This window comes from Leifsonia sp. Root1293 (assembly GCF_001425325.1).
GTDB lineage: Bacteria > Actinomycetota > Actinomycetes > Actinomycetales > Microbacteriaceae > Orlajensenia.
This window is the reverse complement of record NZ_LMEH01000001.1, coordinates 1,250,086-1,264,263: the sequence shown is the minus strand read 5'-3', so window position 1 is coordinate 1,264,263 and position 14,178 is coordinate 1,250,086. Positions and strand designations below refer to the sequence as shown.

The window sequence follows — 14,178 nt, the reverse complement described above, 5'->3', positions numbered from 1 at the left end:
GAATCTCAGCGTGATGATCCGAAAATGAGGTCTTCCCTCAGCTCACCGCGCGTCGGTGGGTTCCGGATGCGGCGTCGGTTCCGGCTGGGGAATGATCCGCAGCTCGGGCACTCCCGTCACCAGGAGCCAGGTCGGGAGCACGATGACGCAGAGGATCGGCAGGAGGCTGGCGTCTCCGGTCAGCGCGACACCGAGGAAGAGGGCGATCCAGCCGTCACGGGTGGCGACGAGCACGATGCCGAGAGCGCCGCACGCGATCGCCAGGCCGATGGGCATGCTCGGGATGACGGCGTGGAAGAAGAGGCCGATCGCGACGCCGATGAACACCGCCGGGAAGATGCGGCCACCGCGGAAACCGGCCGAGGCCGCGATCAGCAGTGCGACGATCTTGACGACCGCGAGCAGCGCCAGGGTCCCCGCGGAGTAGTCCTCCGGGTTGTCGATGATCTGCCCGGCCTGAGCGAGGCCCTTGAACATCGTCAGCGGTCCGCCGATGATGGCGAGCACACCGAGGACGGCGCCACCCAGGGTGGTGAACACGACGGGGTTCTTGAGCGCGTGAAACGCCCGGTGGATGAGGGGGAAGGCGTAGACGGCGAGGATGCCGAGGCCGGCCGATACGACGGCGACGAGGGTTCCCGTGGCAAGGTCGATCGGCTCCGGGGTCCCGAAGGGCGCGACGTGGAACTCGAGCGGCGGCGAGCCGAGCAGGTGCATGGTCACCGCTCCGGCGCCTGCCGCCGCCACCGGCAGGAACAGCCTGTCCCAGAGTGATCCGCCGGATTTCAGGGCGGCGACCATGCCGGTGAAGACGAGAGCTGCAGCGACGGGGGTGCCGAAGAGCGCACCGATCGTCGCCGCGGCGGCCAGGAGGGCCACGAGCTGCGGCGGCACGGCCTTCGCGATCCGTGCCATTGCCGCAACGGCGACGGCCGCGTTGATGGCCATGATCGGGTTCTCCGGCCCCAGGCTGACGCCGCCGGCCAGCGAGAGCGTGACCGCGATGATGAGCCCCGGCAGGACGCGAAGGGGCAGGGGTGGCGCTGACAGCTCGGTCGTCGCAGAGTCGGGACCCGCGTGGCCCGGCATCAGCCAGACGACCAGGCCGACGGCGGCGCCCGTCAGCGTGAGCACCCCGAAGGTCCACCACGGGCTGTATGGCTCAAGGCCCAGGGCATCGGGCCAGGTGGTCCAGATCTGCGTCTGGAGAAGTCCGGAGACCTCGTTGAGCAACCAGAGGATCAACGCGGACGCCACCCCGATCGCCAGCGCTGGAACGGCGAGGACGATGAGGGCTCGCCTGCCCATCGGCGCGCTCGGGGGTGTGGACACCTGACCTCCTCTGTTCGGCCGGCAGGCCCGATTCGGACCGTAGGCCCGAATCGAAGGCGCTGTCAATAGCGCCGCGCTGATCAGCCGTTCCCCTCCGCGGTTCAGTGTCGCCCGCCCGGCATGGCTTCCGGCGGGATGGAGTGGTGGAGGATGGGTTCATGATCGAACCGGGCCTCTATCGTCACTTCAAGGGCGGCCTCTACACAGTGGTGGGCGAGGCGACCGACTCCGAGACGGAGCAGCGCGTGGTCGTCTACAGCTCGGCCGACGGGCGCCTCTGGGTGCGTCCTGCGTCGATGTGGGAGGAGCGAGTGAACCATCAGGGTGCCACCGTGGCCCGGTTCACTCCCGTCGAGCTCGGCGCGTCACCCCGGGCCGAAGACTGAAGCGTTGCCGAATGTTAACCGTCGGGCACTTCCCTCGCCCCCCGGTCGGGGGCATACTCGATCCACACGGGTCGGGGGACCCGAGTGAACGGGGGAGACGATGGCGACTCAGATCGATCTGGCAATCCTGATCGCAGAGCAGCTGGCGGCCGTTGCGGCGGCGGACGCTGAGCTCGGCGACTGAGCTTGCAGCGCATCAGTCCGTCGTGGTCGGCGCCTCGGGCGCCAGCCTGCGGATGACCGCGAGCAGTGCATCGAGGTCGGTGGGAACTGCGACGGATGCCGCGAGTTCGGCGTCACCGATGGCCGAGTTGTAGTACAGCCCGTCACTGACGAGCATGATGAGCTGCGCCACGGCAGGGTCGCCGACGGCATCCTCGATGGCCTCCAGCCAGTCGGAGTTCACTGCGGCGATGGCGGCCTTGGCTCCCTCGTGGCGCCCTTGCGCCAGACGATAGGCGCCGATCATCGCTCGGTCGAGGGGGGAACCGGTGTCGACGGAGTTGCGGATCAGGTGGTCGACGGCGCCGGACGGAGCCGTGCGGATCGTCGCGGCATCGAGTGCCGCCAGCTCGCGCAGCCTGTCGAGGAGGCCGGCTGCCAGGGCGTCCTTCGACGCGAAGTGGTAGAGCAGTCCACCCTTGGAGACGCCGGCGGTCGCCGACACGGCATCGAGGGTCGCCGCGCGTTCTCCACCGTCGATCAGGAGGTCCTGGAAGGCATCGAGGATGCGGTCTCTGGTCGTCGGGGGCATGGCGCAATCGTAACGATGGTCAGGTGCCCCGCGAGCGTGGCAGGCCGGGAGTTGGCTACTGTACCGGGTAGACGGTACACTAATGGAACGCACGCAACGCCGAGACCGAATAGACCCATGACCACGCAGAACAGCACGCCATCCACGGCATCCGTCGTGATCACCTCCGACCCGGCCGGCGTGCCCTCCGGCACGGGGACTCCGGCCGCCCGACGCCGCCGCTGGTTCGCCCTGGCGGCTCTCATGCTTCCGGTGCTGCTCGTCTCGATCGACAACACCGTGCTCAACTTCGCCCTGCCGGCCATCTCCGAGGCCCTGCAGCCGAGCGGAGTGCAGCTGCTCTGGATCATCGACATCTATCCGCTCGTGCTCGCCGGACTCCTCGTCTCGATGGGGAGTCTCGGCGATCGCATCGGTCGTCGTCGGCTGCTGCTCGTCGGCTCGGTCGGCTTCGGCCTCGTGTCGGTCGCCGCTGCCTTCGCCCCGAGCGGAGAGTGGCTGATCGCGTCGCGCGCGCTCCTCGGGTTCTTCGGTGCGATGCTCATGCCCTCGACCCTGTCGCTCCTGCGCTCGGTGTTCACGGACCGCGATGAGCGCCGCCTGGCCATCGCGATCTGGGCGACGGGATTCGCCGCCGGAAGCGCCCTGGGGCCGGTCGTCGGCGGCATCCTGCTCGAGCACTTCGCATGGGGCAGCGTCTTCCTGCTCGCGGTTCCCCTGCTGCTTCCGCTCGTCATCCTGTTGCCACTGCTCGTTCCGGAGTCGAAGGACCCGAACCCCGGCCGCATCGACATCCCGAGCATCCTGCTCTCATTGCTCACCATGGTGCCGATCGTGTTCGGCATCAAGACTCTCGCCGAGCGCGGCATCGACGTGCTGGGCGTCGCGTCGATGATCGTGGGACTGGCGGCCGGATTCGTCTTCGTGCGTCGGCAGAACCGCATCCAGAGCCCGATGATCGACATGGAACTGTTCCGGCGGGGTTCGTTCAGCGGTGCCATCGGCGTCAACCTCCTCAGCGTGCTGGCGCTGGTCGGCGGCCTGTACTTCGTCTCCCAGCACCTGCAGCTCGTGCTCGGCCTGTCACCGTTCACCGCGGGGCTCGTGCTGGTGCCCGGACTCATCGCCATGATCGTCTCCGGACTGGTCGTGGTGCCCATCGCCCGCCGGGTGCGGCCATCGCGCCTCGTACCCGTGGCGCTCGTGATCTCAGCCGGCGGCTACCTTGCCGTCGCGCTCTCGGGTGGACGCATCGACGCCGTCGGCATCGCGGTGGCGTTCGTCGCCCTCGGCATCGGCATCGGGGCCGCCGAGACGGTGTCCAACGAGCTGATCCTGGCGAACGCGCCCGCCGCCAAGGCCGGCGCCGCCTCGGCGGTGTCCGAGACCGCTTATGAGGTCGGCGCTGTGCTCGGAACGGCCATCCTCGGCACGATCCTCACGGCGTCCTACAGGGCGACGGTGGTGCTTCCTGGGGCCCTCGACGCCGCCCAGCGCGAGGCGGCCGGCGAGACCCTTGGCGGGGCCGTGGCGATCGCCGGGGAGCTTCCGTCGACGGATGCCGCCAGCCTGCTGGCCTCGGCCAGCGAGGCGTTCGGCAGCGGAGTGGGGCTCACGGCGTGGATCGGCTTCGCGGTCGTGCTGGGCGCCGCCGTCGTCGCTGCCACCACGCTGCGTCGGGCGCGCTGAGCCTGGCGCAACGGTGTCGCGCACGCCTGGCCTGACCGCAGCGCAACAGGCCGGATCTGCCTGATCCCGCGGACGCAGGCCGATCCGGCCTGTTCTCGGCGATCGGGCCTGTGCCCGACAGTGGTGAGCGCTTCGGCCGCCGACTTCGTCGGGGCCTCAGCGAGCGATTCCTGCGCCGGAGCTCGCCGGCTGAAATGTCGCACGGCAATGTGGCCGACCCGTCGTCGTCGGGCCGCCGCGAGCGGAGCTCGCCAGCTGAAATGTCATGCGGAAAACGTGGCCGACCCTTCGTCGCCCAGGTTTTCCGCATGGCATTTCAGCCAATAAGTTCAGTCGTCGACGCCGCGAGCGATGAGCGCGTCGCCCAGTTCGTCGGCCGACTGCAGCGAACGCACGATGACGGGCACGGCGATGGCGCGGAGGGAGCGGTCGACACCGCGGGCTCGCCGCGCCTCGAGCACAGAGCCCACGATCTCGCTGAGGAGGGGGATCGCCCGGATCGTGAGGGCCAGCAGCAGGCCGACCCTGTCCGCATCCACGCGGGGTACAGGCCGCAGGAGTGCCTCGACGGCGCCGAGCACTGCGGAGACCGTGGTCGTCAGCGTGAACAGCCCGGCGAGTGCCACCACTGTCACGACTCGCAGCCCCATGGAGACGGCGGACTCCCAGCCGACCAGCCAGCCGTTCAGAGGGACGGCGATGAGCAGAACCCAGAAGATGGGGCCGACGGCGCGCAGGGCCAACCTCGGGGGGATGCCTGCGACGAGGTAGAGCAGCCCCGTCACGAGCAGGGCGCAGGCGAGCACCCCCGGTGAGCGCAGGAAGGCCACGACGGTGACGGCCACCATCAGCGTCAGCAGCTTGGCCACCGCCGGCATCCGGTGCAGCGGCGAGCGACCCGGATGGTAGAAGCCGTTCACCGGATCGCCGCCCGGTAGAGCTCGAGCGCCGGGCCCGGCGCTCCGTCGGCGACGACCCGTCCCTCGTCCATGACGATGACCCTGTCGAAGTCCTCGAGCAGCTCGAGCTGGTGCGTCACCACGATCAGCTGCTGCTCGAGGGTGCGCAGGTACTCGGTCACGATGCGGGCGTTCCGACCGTCCAGCAGCGTCGTCGGCTCGTCGGCGATGACGATGGCCGGCTCCGTGACGAGCACGGCAGCCAGGGCCAGCAGCTGCTTCTGCCCTCCCGAGAGCTTGTGGGCGGCGCGGTCCGCCAGCGCGTCGAGGCCGAAGCGCTCGAGTGCCGCATCGACGCGGGCTGCGGCCTCCGGGGCCGGGAGCTTCAGGCGGCGCACGGAGAACGCGACGTCCTCGCGCACGGTGGGCATGACGATCTGGGTGTCGGGATTCGTGAAGATGAAGCCGACGCGGCGGCGAACCTCACGGGCGTGCTTCGCGACGTCCAGACCGTCGACGAGGACATGACCCTGCTGCGGTGACACGAGGCCGTTGACGAGTCGCACGAGCGTCGACTTCCCGGATCCGTTGGCTCCGACCACGCCGATGCGCTGCTCGGTGAGCCTCAGGTCGATGTCACGCAGAACGGCATCGTCGCCGAACCGGTGGTCGACGGCCTCGAAGCGGATGTCACCCATGCGTCAGGCGTCGACGGCGGCGGTGCTCGTGTCGGTAGACGAGCCGGCGCGCTTGCGTCCCCACGGCCGGGGCTGGATGAGACCCGGCCAGGCGCGGTGCACGGCCTTCGCGACCGAGACGGTGAGCAGCACCTTGATCAGGTCGCCGGGCAGGAAGGCGACCATGCCGAGGGCGACCGCCCCGACCGGTGTGCCCGTCGTCACGGCGAGCCAGGGGATTCCGATCAGGTAGACCGACAGGATGCCGCCGACGGCGGTGAGGCCCAGAGCCGGCCAGAACGGGTACCGGGGGAGGAGACGCGCCGTGATCCAGCCGACGACGAAGGCGCACAGGATGAAACCGAACAGGAAGCCTCCTGTCGGCCCGAAGAGGATGCCGAGGCCTCCGGTTCCGCCGGCGTAGATCGGAAGCCCGATCGCACCGAGCGCCACGTACACGACCACGGCCAGCGTGCCGTTTCTGGGCCCGATGATGGCACCGGCCAGGAGGACGCCGAGCGTCTGGAGGGTGATGGGCAGTCCGAGCGCTCCCGTCGGGATCGCCCCGGGAAGGGTGAGGGCGGCGATGAGAGCTGCGAAGACTGCGATCTGGGCCAGGTCGCGGGCTGAAATGCGGGCGGATGCCATGGGCGAACTCCGGGGGCGTCGAGGGCCGCTCTGCGCGGCCGGGTGACACCAGACTAGGAAGGCACGGTCGGCCCGCGCGGGCATCCGGTTACAAGATCACGGCCCGGATTTTGTACGGGCGTCCCGGCGACCGTCAGGCGACGAGGCGTGCGGGCTCCGCGGAGACGTGGCGCGCGGGCACGATCTCGGTCGAGTCGGTGTCGGTGGTGTCGAGCAGCTCCGCCATCGGCGCTTCGGCGATGACGACGCCGTCGCGCTCCGCCCACTCGGTGATCGGGGCGGGGATCCACGACAGGGCAGCGGGTTCGGGAACCGGCTCGCCGCGCAGTGCCGACCTCTCGGCGAGGAGGGCCTGGGTGAGCTCCGACGCGATCTGGTGCGTGAGCATGGCGTGGAAGATCTCGTCGGTGTCCGCGTCGGTGCGCCGGACGAGGGTCCACGAACCGTGAGCGCCGATCACATCGGCGAGCCGGCTGTTGAGAAGATCGAAGACCTGTTCAGGCGTGAGCTCCGGGGTGGAACTCGCCACGACCGGAGCATCGTGCCTCCGTCGCCGGAACATTCCGGTGCCCTTCGCCATGCTGGTGCCCTTTCGTGCCGCGGATGCTACCCACAGTCTCGTTCAGGGTGGGCCGGGTGGGCGGGGGACACGCCGCAGAAGAGCGCTGCAATCGGCGGATTTCCGCGGATCGAGGGGGTACGAGTCGAAAACCGTGCGTGGCCGAGTAGATCGACGCGCGTCGAACCACTCGTCAGCATCGGCTACCTGCCGATGCCCTTCTCGTCGGACTCCTCTTTCACAGTGCCGATCGCGATGGCGAGGGTCAGTCCCCAGCTGATCCAGGTGAGCAGGAGCTTCCAGTCGCGGGGGCCGTTGCGGGTGCGCTGAACCACGGCCCAGCCGCCGATGACGCTGCCGATCACGGATCCGTTGAACAGGTACTTGCGCATGATGCTTCCCTTTCGTGGGTCAACTCGTGAGGTCAACGCTAGCGCCCGATGCTCCGGTGCAGCAGGGGTATTCTTTGCGAGGCATATCGTCTAATGGGGCGGGCCGAAACGGAGGCTCCCACATGCGGACGGCGCTCATCGGAGCGGGTCTCCTCGGCGTCGGAGCCCTCGCGCTGGCCACGGGTGTGCTGCCCGTCGACGAAGCGGTCGCGTTGTGGGATCGTGTGTGGCCGGTGCTGCTCTTCGTGCTGGCGATGACGGTCGTCACCGAGTTGGCGGCCGAGGCCGGACTCTTCGACTGGCTCGCGCAGCACGCCAGTACGTGGGCGCACGGGCGCTCCTGGCTGCTCTGGCTCATCGTCGTCGCCCTCGCCACCGTCTGCACGATCTTCCTGTCGCTGGACACGACTGCGGTGCTGCTCACGCCCGTGGTCATCGTGATGGCGCGGCATGCCGGGATCAGCCCGGTGCCGTTCGTCCTGACGACGGTGTGGCTGGCCAACACGGCGTCGATGCTTCTGCCGGTCTCCAACCTCACCAACCTGCTCGCCGTGTCGAAGCTCGAGCAGATCGTCGGGCATCCGGTGAGCCCGATCGAGTTCGCCTCCCTGACCTGGGCACCGGCTCTCGTCGCCATCGTCGTGCCCGTCGCCGTCATCGGGCTGCTGCACCGCCGCAGCCTCTTCACCCGGTACGTCATCGAACGACCGGAGAGGATCACGGATCCGACCCTGCTGATCGCGAGCGCCGTCGCCGTCGTCATCCTCATCCCCGGACTGCTCTCCGGCCTGCCCGTGTGGATCCCCGCCTGCGTGGCGGCCGTGACCCTCGTCATCGCCTTCGCCGTGTCGCGGCCCATCGTTCTGCGGGCGAGCCTCGTGCCGTGGCCGCTGCTGCTGCTCGTGACCGGCCTGTTCCTCGTACTCGAGACCGCGCACGCCCTCGGGCTCGGCGATGCGCTGGCCACAGTCTCGGGCACCGGTGACGACCCGCTGAGCCTGCTGCAGCTCGCGGGCATCGGGGCCGGGGGTGCCAACATCGCCAACAACCTCCCCGCCTACCTGGCGCTCGAACCGTCCGTCGACTCGCCGGCCCGCATGATCGCGCTGCTCATCGGCGTGAACGTCGGCCCGCTCATCACGCCGTGGGCGTCGCTGGCGACGCTGCTCTGGCACGATCGCCTCACGTCCATGGGCGTGGAGTTCCGCTGGTCGCGGTACGTGCTCCTCGGCGTGGTGCTCGCTCCCCTCGCCGTGCTCGCGTCGACGGCAGCGCTGGCCCTCCGGTGACGATCGCGTTGCCGATCACTGGGAGATCGCCGCAAATCTGACCGATCGTGCAGTTGCTGACCGATCGGTCAACTACCGTCGGATCATGCCTGCTGACACCCCGGTATCTTCGCGCGCCAGACCCAGCGACGAGCTTCAGGCCGTCGCCCTCGAGCAGTTCGCCACGCGAGGGTTCTCAGGGACCTCGTTGCAGCAGATCGCCGACGTCGCGGGGTACTCGAAGTCGAGCGTGCTCTACCACTTCGCCTCCAAGGAGGCCCTGCTCGACGCGGTGCTGACCCCGGCGATCGACGAGTTCGGGCGGATCCTGGATGCCTGGATCTCCGAGGGGTCGACGGATGCCGCCAGGCGGGCGTTCCTCGAGGCCTTCGTGGACCTCCTGCTGCGCTACCGACTCGAGGTGCACACCTTCATCAGCCAGGGCCAGTCCCTCGAGGACGTACCCGTCGTCGCCCGGGCCAACGCGACGATCCTGCGCATGGCCGAGGCGGTCTGCCCGCCCGAGGCCAGTGTCGAGGACCGCCTGCGCTTCGGCATCGCCCTGGGCGGAGCCGCCTACACCCTGACGGCCGACCTCACCTTCGGCAGCGGCATCACCGCCGACACGGCCACGGACGTCGAGCTGCGGCCGGCCCTGGTGCACATCATCTCCGAACTCCTCTCCCCGGTACCGGCGCACGCCGTGCCCGCTTCGACCCGATAGGACACTCCCGTGGCCACCTTCCTCTACCGCGTCGGACACTTCGCCTTCCGCCGAGCCTGGCTCGTCGTCGCCGTCTGGGTGGCGCTCCTGGTCGGCATCCTCGGGGGCGGGCTCGCCCTCGGCGGCCAGACCCAGGAGTCCTACGCCATCCCGGGCACCGAGTCGCAGCAGGCCATCGACAAGCTCGCCGCCGTGTTCCCCCAGACAGCGGGCGCATCCGTCCAGGTGGTCATGCAGGCGCCGAAGGGTGAGACCGTCACCGACGACGCGCACAAGGCCGCCATCCAATCGATGGCGACCGAACTCGAGGACATCGACGGCGTCGAGTCCGTACTCGACCCGTTCGACGAGTACGCGGGCAACGCCGTCTCCGATGACGAGCGCACCGCCTACACCCAGGTGCAACTCGATTCGCCCTCGACGGATGTCGCTCCGGCAACGCTGACCGCGATCCAGGACACTGCCGGGATCGGGGAGGACGCCGGCCTGGATGTCGCCTTCGGCGGGCAGGTCTTCCAGGACCAGACCTTCGGGCTGACCATCACCGAGGGACTCGGCGTGCTGTTCGCCGGGGTCGTGCTGTTCATCGCGTTCGGATCCCTCCTCGCGGCGGGCATGCCTCTGTTCACGGCCCTGATCGGAGTCGGCGTCGCCGTCGCCGGCGTGACCGTGGTCTCAGCGTTCACCCCCGTGTCCAGCACCGCGCCCATGCTCGCGGTGATGCTGGGCCTCGCCGTCGGCATCGACTACGCGTTGTTCATCCTGTCGCGGCACCGCACCCAGCTCGCACGGGGGGAGACGCCAGAGGAGTCCGCAGCGACCTCCGTGGCCACGGCCGGCTCGGCCGTGATCTTCGCCGGCGTGACGGTCATCATCGCGCTGCTCGGCCTGCTCGTCGTCGGCATCCCGTTCCTCAGCACCATGGGCATCGCGGCGGCCTTCGCCGTCTTCGTCGCCATGATCGCAGCCGTCACCCTGCTTCCAGCCGTGATGGGCATCTTCGCGGGCAGGCTCATTCCGAAGCCGTCCAGCCGTGCCGCGCGGCGCGCCGTGGCCGCCGACGACGCCAAACCCACCATGGGGCGGCGCTGGGTGAACCTCGTGCTGAAGGCCCCGATCGTCGCGGTCGTGCTCGTCGTCGGCATTCTGGGCGGACTCGCCATCCCGGCGCTCAGCCTCGACCTGAACCTGCCGTCGGGAGCCAGCGAGCCAGAGGGGTCGACGACGCGAGACGCCTACGAGATGCTCTCCGATGGCTTCGGTCCGGGCTACAACGGGCCGCTCATCGTCTCGGTCGACATCACGCAGACGACCGACATCCTCGACGACCTCGATGCCATCGGAACGGAGCTCGGCGAACTCGACGGCGTGGCCGAGGTGGGACAGGGCATCCCGAACGCCTCGGTCGACACGGCGATCATCCGGGTGATCCCCGAGACCGCGCCCGACGACCCCGCCACCAAGGAGCTGGTGCAGGACATCCGCGACCTGGCTCCCCGCATCGATGACGAGTACGGCACCCCGATCACCGTCACAGGGGCCACCGCGGTGTCCATCGACATCTCCAACCGGTTGACGGATGCCCTGGTGCCGTTCGCCCTCGTCGTGGTCGGGCTGTCCGTGCTGCTGCTCATGATGGTGTTCCGCTCGGTCTTCGTGCCGATCAAGGCTGCGCTCGGATTCCTTCTCTCGGTGTTCGCGGCCATCGGCGTCTCGGTAGCGATCTTCCAGTGGGGCTGGTTCGCCGACCTCCTGCACGTCGAGACGACAGGCCCCATCCTGAGCTTCCTCCCGATCCTGCTGATGGCTGTGCTGTTCGGACTGGCCATGGACTACGAGGTGTTCCTCGTGTCCGGCATGCGCGAGGAGTACGTGAAGACGAAGGATCCGCGCGGATCGATCGTGCACGGCTTCCAGCACTCGGCCCGAGTGGTGACCTCGGCCGCGCTCATCATGTTCTTCGTGTTCTTCGCCTTCGTCCCGGAGGGCAGCGGACCGATCAAGGGCATCGCCCTCGCCCTCGCCGTCGGGGTCGCGTTCGACGCCTTCCTCGTGCGTATGACGCTCGTGCCCGCTGCCATGGCGCTCGCCGGACGCGCGGCTTGGTGGTTGCCGAAGTGGCTCGACCGCATCCTTCCCGATGTCGACATCGAGGGGGAGCACCTGCGCCACCACCTGACGGATGCCGCCTGGGCGCGCACGGAGGACGCCGCGATCTCCGCGGTCGACGCGACCTTCGGCATCGAGGACGCCCCCATCGGCCCACTGGATCTCTCCGTCCCCGTGGGGGACGTGCTGCTGGTCACCGGCGACGCGGCAAACCGCCGTGTGGTCTCGGCCACCCTGGCCGGTCGCCTCGCTCCGGTCTCCGGACGCGTGCAGGTGCTCGGCGCCCCGTTGCCCTCGGAGAGCGGCAGGGCGCTGCGCCGGGTGGCGCTCGTCGACATCGCCGCCGGCGAGGCGGCCTTCGCCGACCGCACGGTGGGCGAAGTGCTCTCCGAGCGCATCGACCTGGGGCAGCCCTGGTACCGCGCGAGGACCATCGACTCCCAGGTGCGCCGCTGGATCGCCCAGATCCACTCCGCTCTCGCCGACGATCCGAGGACCGACAGGGTGCGTGCCGAGACGCAGATCTCCTCACTCGACAGCCTGGAACGCTCCGCAGTGCTCGTGGCGGCCGGTCTGGCCGAACGACCGGGAGCGATCGTCGTGGAGCTCGGCGATGACTTCCCAGCCGAGGGCGGTGCCGACGAGCTCATGCTCATGATCGGCGCGCTCGCCCCGGTGGCGACGACCATCGTGCTGACGGCCGCCGGCGTCGATGCGCCCGTGGGTCTCGGCACCCGTGCGGTTCACGCCGTGGCGCTCGCCGACGCCCCCTCGTCATCCTCCCTCTCGAACAGAAAGGCCGTGCTGCGATGAGCGCGCGACTCGACAGCCTCTTCGGACGCACCCACAGCCAGCGCCGGTGGCGCCTCGGAGCCGTCATCGTCGGCGTGCTCGTCGTACCCCTCGCTGTCGCGGGCCTGGTCACCGGCGGGCTCGCCAGCGCCGATGACCGCCTCGACACGGTTCCAGCCCTCATCGTGAACAACGACGAGATGGTCACAGCGACGGCTGCAGACGGCACGGAGACGCAGATCCTCGCCGGCCGACTGCTGGTGACGCAGTTGACCGACCCCGACGAGGCCGGATTCGACTGGCAGCTCTCCAACACCGATGAGGCGGCGGAGGCCCTCGAAGCTGGCACGGCCTACGCCGTCCTCACCATTCCGAAGGACTTCTCCGCCTCCATCAACTCCATCTCGGGAAGCGATCCGAAGCAGGCCGACCTCAACATCCGCACCGACGACGCCCACTCCTATCTGGCCGGCTCAGCCGCCCAGTCCGTCGGCGGGGCCATGACCGACGCGTTCGGCCGAGCCATCACCGAGCAGTACCTCAAGGGCTTCTATGCCAACCTGGCGGGCATGGGCGGCTCGCTGTCGTCTGCGGCCGATGGAGCGACCAAGGTGTCCGACGGGGTCGCCAGCCTGGCCGGTGGCCTGGACCAGCTCGCATCGGGAGCATCCTCTGCTGCGACCGGGGCGGCGGATGCGGCATCCGGCGCCCAGCAGTTCTCGAGCGGAGTCTCCGACTACACGTCCGGAGTCGATTCGCTCGCCGGCGGCATCGGGGAGCTGAACAACCAGGCAGGCGGACTCGACGGGATCACGAGTGGCGTCAGCTCGTACGTCGACAACGTCGGCGCGACGGCCGCCGGCTTCACCCAGCTGAACGCCGCTGTCTCCGCCGCCCTTCCGGTCGGACCCGGGGGAGACGAGCTGCGGTCGCAGCTCGCGAACGTCGACGCCGGCCTTCAGGCTCTCGCAGCGGGAGGTCAGACCCTCGCGCAGCAGACGGGCGGCGGGATCGACGGCCTGCAGTCGGGCATCGCGTCTCTCGCCACCGGCGCGAGCCAGCTCTCGGGAGGGTCCGCCGCTCTGCGGGACGGCGCCGACAACCTCGCGAACGGGGTGGGCTCCCTCTCCGACGGCCTGTCGACGTTGTCGACGGGAACAGCCTCCAGCGCGACGGGCGCCCACCAGCTCGCCGACGGTGCCGGCACCCTGGCCACCGGCCTCAGCGATGGGGCCACCCAGGCCTCGGCGATCGGCGACATCGATGCCGACAAGGCCGCGAGCGTGGTCTCGCAGCCGGTGACGGTCAGCACCGATCGGGACAACCCGATCGAGACGATCGGCGAGGTCATCGGCATGGTGTTCGTCCCCGTCGGGCTCTGGATCGGCGCGCTGGCGATCTTCCTGCTGCTCCGTCCCCTCACGGCGACTGCCCTGCAGAGCACGGCGTCGACGAGACGTCTCGTCATGCGTTCGCTGGCCAGAGCGTCCGGTCTGGCGCTCGTGCAGGCCGCTCTCGTCGTCGCCCTCCTGCACACTGTGCTCGGGGTGACCTGGACGACCCTCCCGGCGACGCTGTCGTTTGCCATGCTCATGGCGCTCTCCTTCACCGCCATCCATCAGTTCCTGACCGTCGCGTTCGGCCGGGTGGGCATCGTCATCTCGCTCCTGCTCGTCATCGTGCAGCTCACATCCGCCGGAGGGATCTACCCCGTCGAGATCCTCGCCGTGCCGTATCAGGTCATCACCCCCTACCTGCCGCTCACCTGGGCTGTGCAGGGGATGCAGCAGATCATCGCCGGAGTCGGGGGAGCATCCGTCGCCGCAGCGGCCGCGGGTCTCGCGGCGCTCGGACTGCTCGCTCTCCTCGGGTCGTTCGTGGCGGTGGCGAGGCGGCGCGGCGCCCGCTCGTGGGGCTTTGCACTGGCCCGGGGGTGATCGCAACCCCCG

General features: G+C 69.4%; 13 protein-coding genes. 6 read left to right on the top strand and 7 right to left on the bottom strand.

Annotated elements, in window-relative coordinates:
- Window positions 1-42: 42 nt before the first annotated feature.
- Entirely contained in the window at window positions 43-1,332 is a 1,290-nt protein-coding gene (locus ASC59_RS05850) for an ion channel protein (protein ID WP_235492586.1), read from the bottom strand.
- 158 nt (window positions 1,333-1,490) lie between these two features.
- On the opposite strand from ASC59_RS05850, the gene ASC59_RS05845 reads away from it, so the two are divergent.
- On the top strand, window positions 1,491-1,718 hold the full coding sequence (locus tag ASC59_RS05845) for a DUF1653 domain-containing protein (RefSeq protein ID WP_055819461.1): 228 nt from the start codon (window positions 1,491-1,493) through the stop codon (window positions 1,716-1,718).
- A gap of 196 nt (window positions 1,719-1,914) precedes the next feature.
- On the opposite strand, the gene ASC59_RS05840 is transcribed toward ASC59_RS05845, so the two are convergent.
- Window positions 1,915-2,472: a TetR/AcrR family transcriptional regulator gene (locus tag ASC59_RS05840; RefSeq protein ID WP_055819458.1), complete on the bottom strand. Its 558-nt coding sequence runs from the start codon at window positions 2,470-2,472 to the stop codon at window positions 1,915-1,917.
- Window positions 2,473-2,589: 117 nt separating this feature from the next.
- On the opposite strand from ASC59_RS05840, the gene ASC59_RS05835 reads away from it, so the two are divergent.
- Window positions 2,590-4,161: an MFS transporter gene (locus tag ASC59_RS05835; RefSeq protein ID WP_082513421.1), complete on the top strand. Its 1,572-nt coding sequence runs from the start codon at window positions 2,590-2,592 to the stop codon at window positions 4,159-4,161.
- A 329-nt stretch (window positions 4,162-4,490) separates the two neighbouring features.
- Here the strand turns inward: ASC59_RS05835 and ASC59_RS05830 are convergent, their stop codons facing one another.
- From ASC59_RS05830 to ASC59_RS05810, 5 genes are all read right to left on the bottom strand, one after another.
- Window positions 4,491-5,081 carry an energy-coupling factor transporter transmembrane component T family protein gene (locus ASC59_RS05830; protein ID WP_200942342.1) on the bottom strand — a complete coding sequence of 197 codons (591 nt, stop codon included), beginning with the start codon at window positions 5,079-5,081 and terminating at the stop codon, window positions 4,491-4,493.
- On the bottom strand, window positions 5,078-5,758 hold the full coding sequence (locus ASC59_RS05825) for an energy-coupling factor ABC transporter ATP-binding protein (RefSeq protein ID WP_055819455.1): 681 nt from the start codon (window positions 5,756-5,758) through the stop codon (window positions 5,078-5,080). Before ASC59_RS05825 ends, ASC59_RS05830 begins: the two co-directional genes overlap by 4 nt.
- Window positions 5,759-5,761: 3 nt before the next feature.
- Window positions 5,762-6,385: a biotin transporter BioY gene (locus ASC59_RS05820; protein ID WP_082513420.1), complete on the bottom strand. Its 624-nt coding sequence runs from the start codon at window positions 6,383-6,385 to the stop codon at window positions 5,762-5,764.
- 133 nt (window positions 6,386-6,518) lie between these two features.
- A complete protein-coding gene (locus tag ASC59_RS05815; RefSeq protein WP_157487926.1) occupies window positions 6,519-6,914 on the bottom strand; it encodes a hypothetical protein in 396 nt (131 codons plus the stop codon).
- Window positions 6,915-7,147: 233 nt separating this feature from the next.
- On the bottom strand, window positions 7,148-7,336 hold the full coding sequence (locus ASC59_RS05810; RefSeq protein ID WP_055819450.1) for a hypothetical protein: 189 nt from the start codon (window positions 7,334-7,336) through the stop codon (window positions 7,148-7,150).
- A gap of 122 nt (window positions 7,337-7,458) precedes the next feature.
- Between ASC59_RS05810 and ASC59_RS05805 the strand changes: the two genes are divergently transcribed.
- The 4 genes from ASC59_RS05805 to ASC59_RS05790 all read left to right on the top strand — a co-directional run bounded on the left by ASC59_RS05805 (window position 7,459) and on the right by ASC59_RS05790 (window position 14,166).
- Window positions 7,459-8,625 (top strand): SLC13 family permease, encoded by a 1,167-nt coding sequence (locus tag ASC59_RS05805; protein WP_055819448.1) that lies wholly within the window; start codon window positions 7,459-7,461, stop codon window positions 8,623-8,625.
- 85 nt (window positions 8,626-8,710) lie between these two features.
- Window positions 8,711-9,328, top strand: coding sequence for a TetR/AcrR family transcriptional regulator (locus tag ASC59_RS05800; protein ID WP_055819444.1), 618 nt, complete (start codon window positions 8,711-8,713; stop codon window positions 9,326-9,328).
- 9 nt (window positions 9,329-9,337) lie between these two features.
- The gene (locus ASC59_RS05795; protein WP_200942393.1) at window positions 9,338-12,250 is read left to right on the top strand and encodes an MMPL family transporter; all 2,913 of its coding nucleotides are present in this window, start codon (window positions 9,338-9,340) and stop codon (window positions 12,248-12,250) included.
- A complete protein-coding gene (locus ASC59_RS05790) occupies window positions 12,247-14,166 on the top strand; it encodes a YhgE/Pip family protein (protein WP_055819440.1) in 1,920 nt (639 codons plus the stop codon). Before ASC59_RS05795 ends, ASC59_RS05790 begins: the two co-directional genes overlap by 4 nt.
- Window positions 14,167-14,178 lie beyond the last annotated feature (12 nt).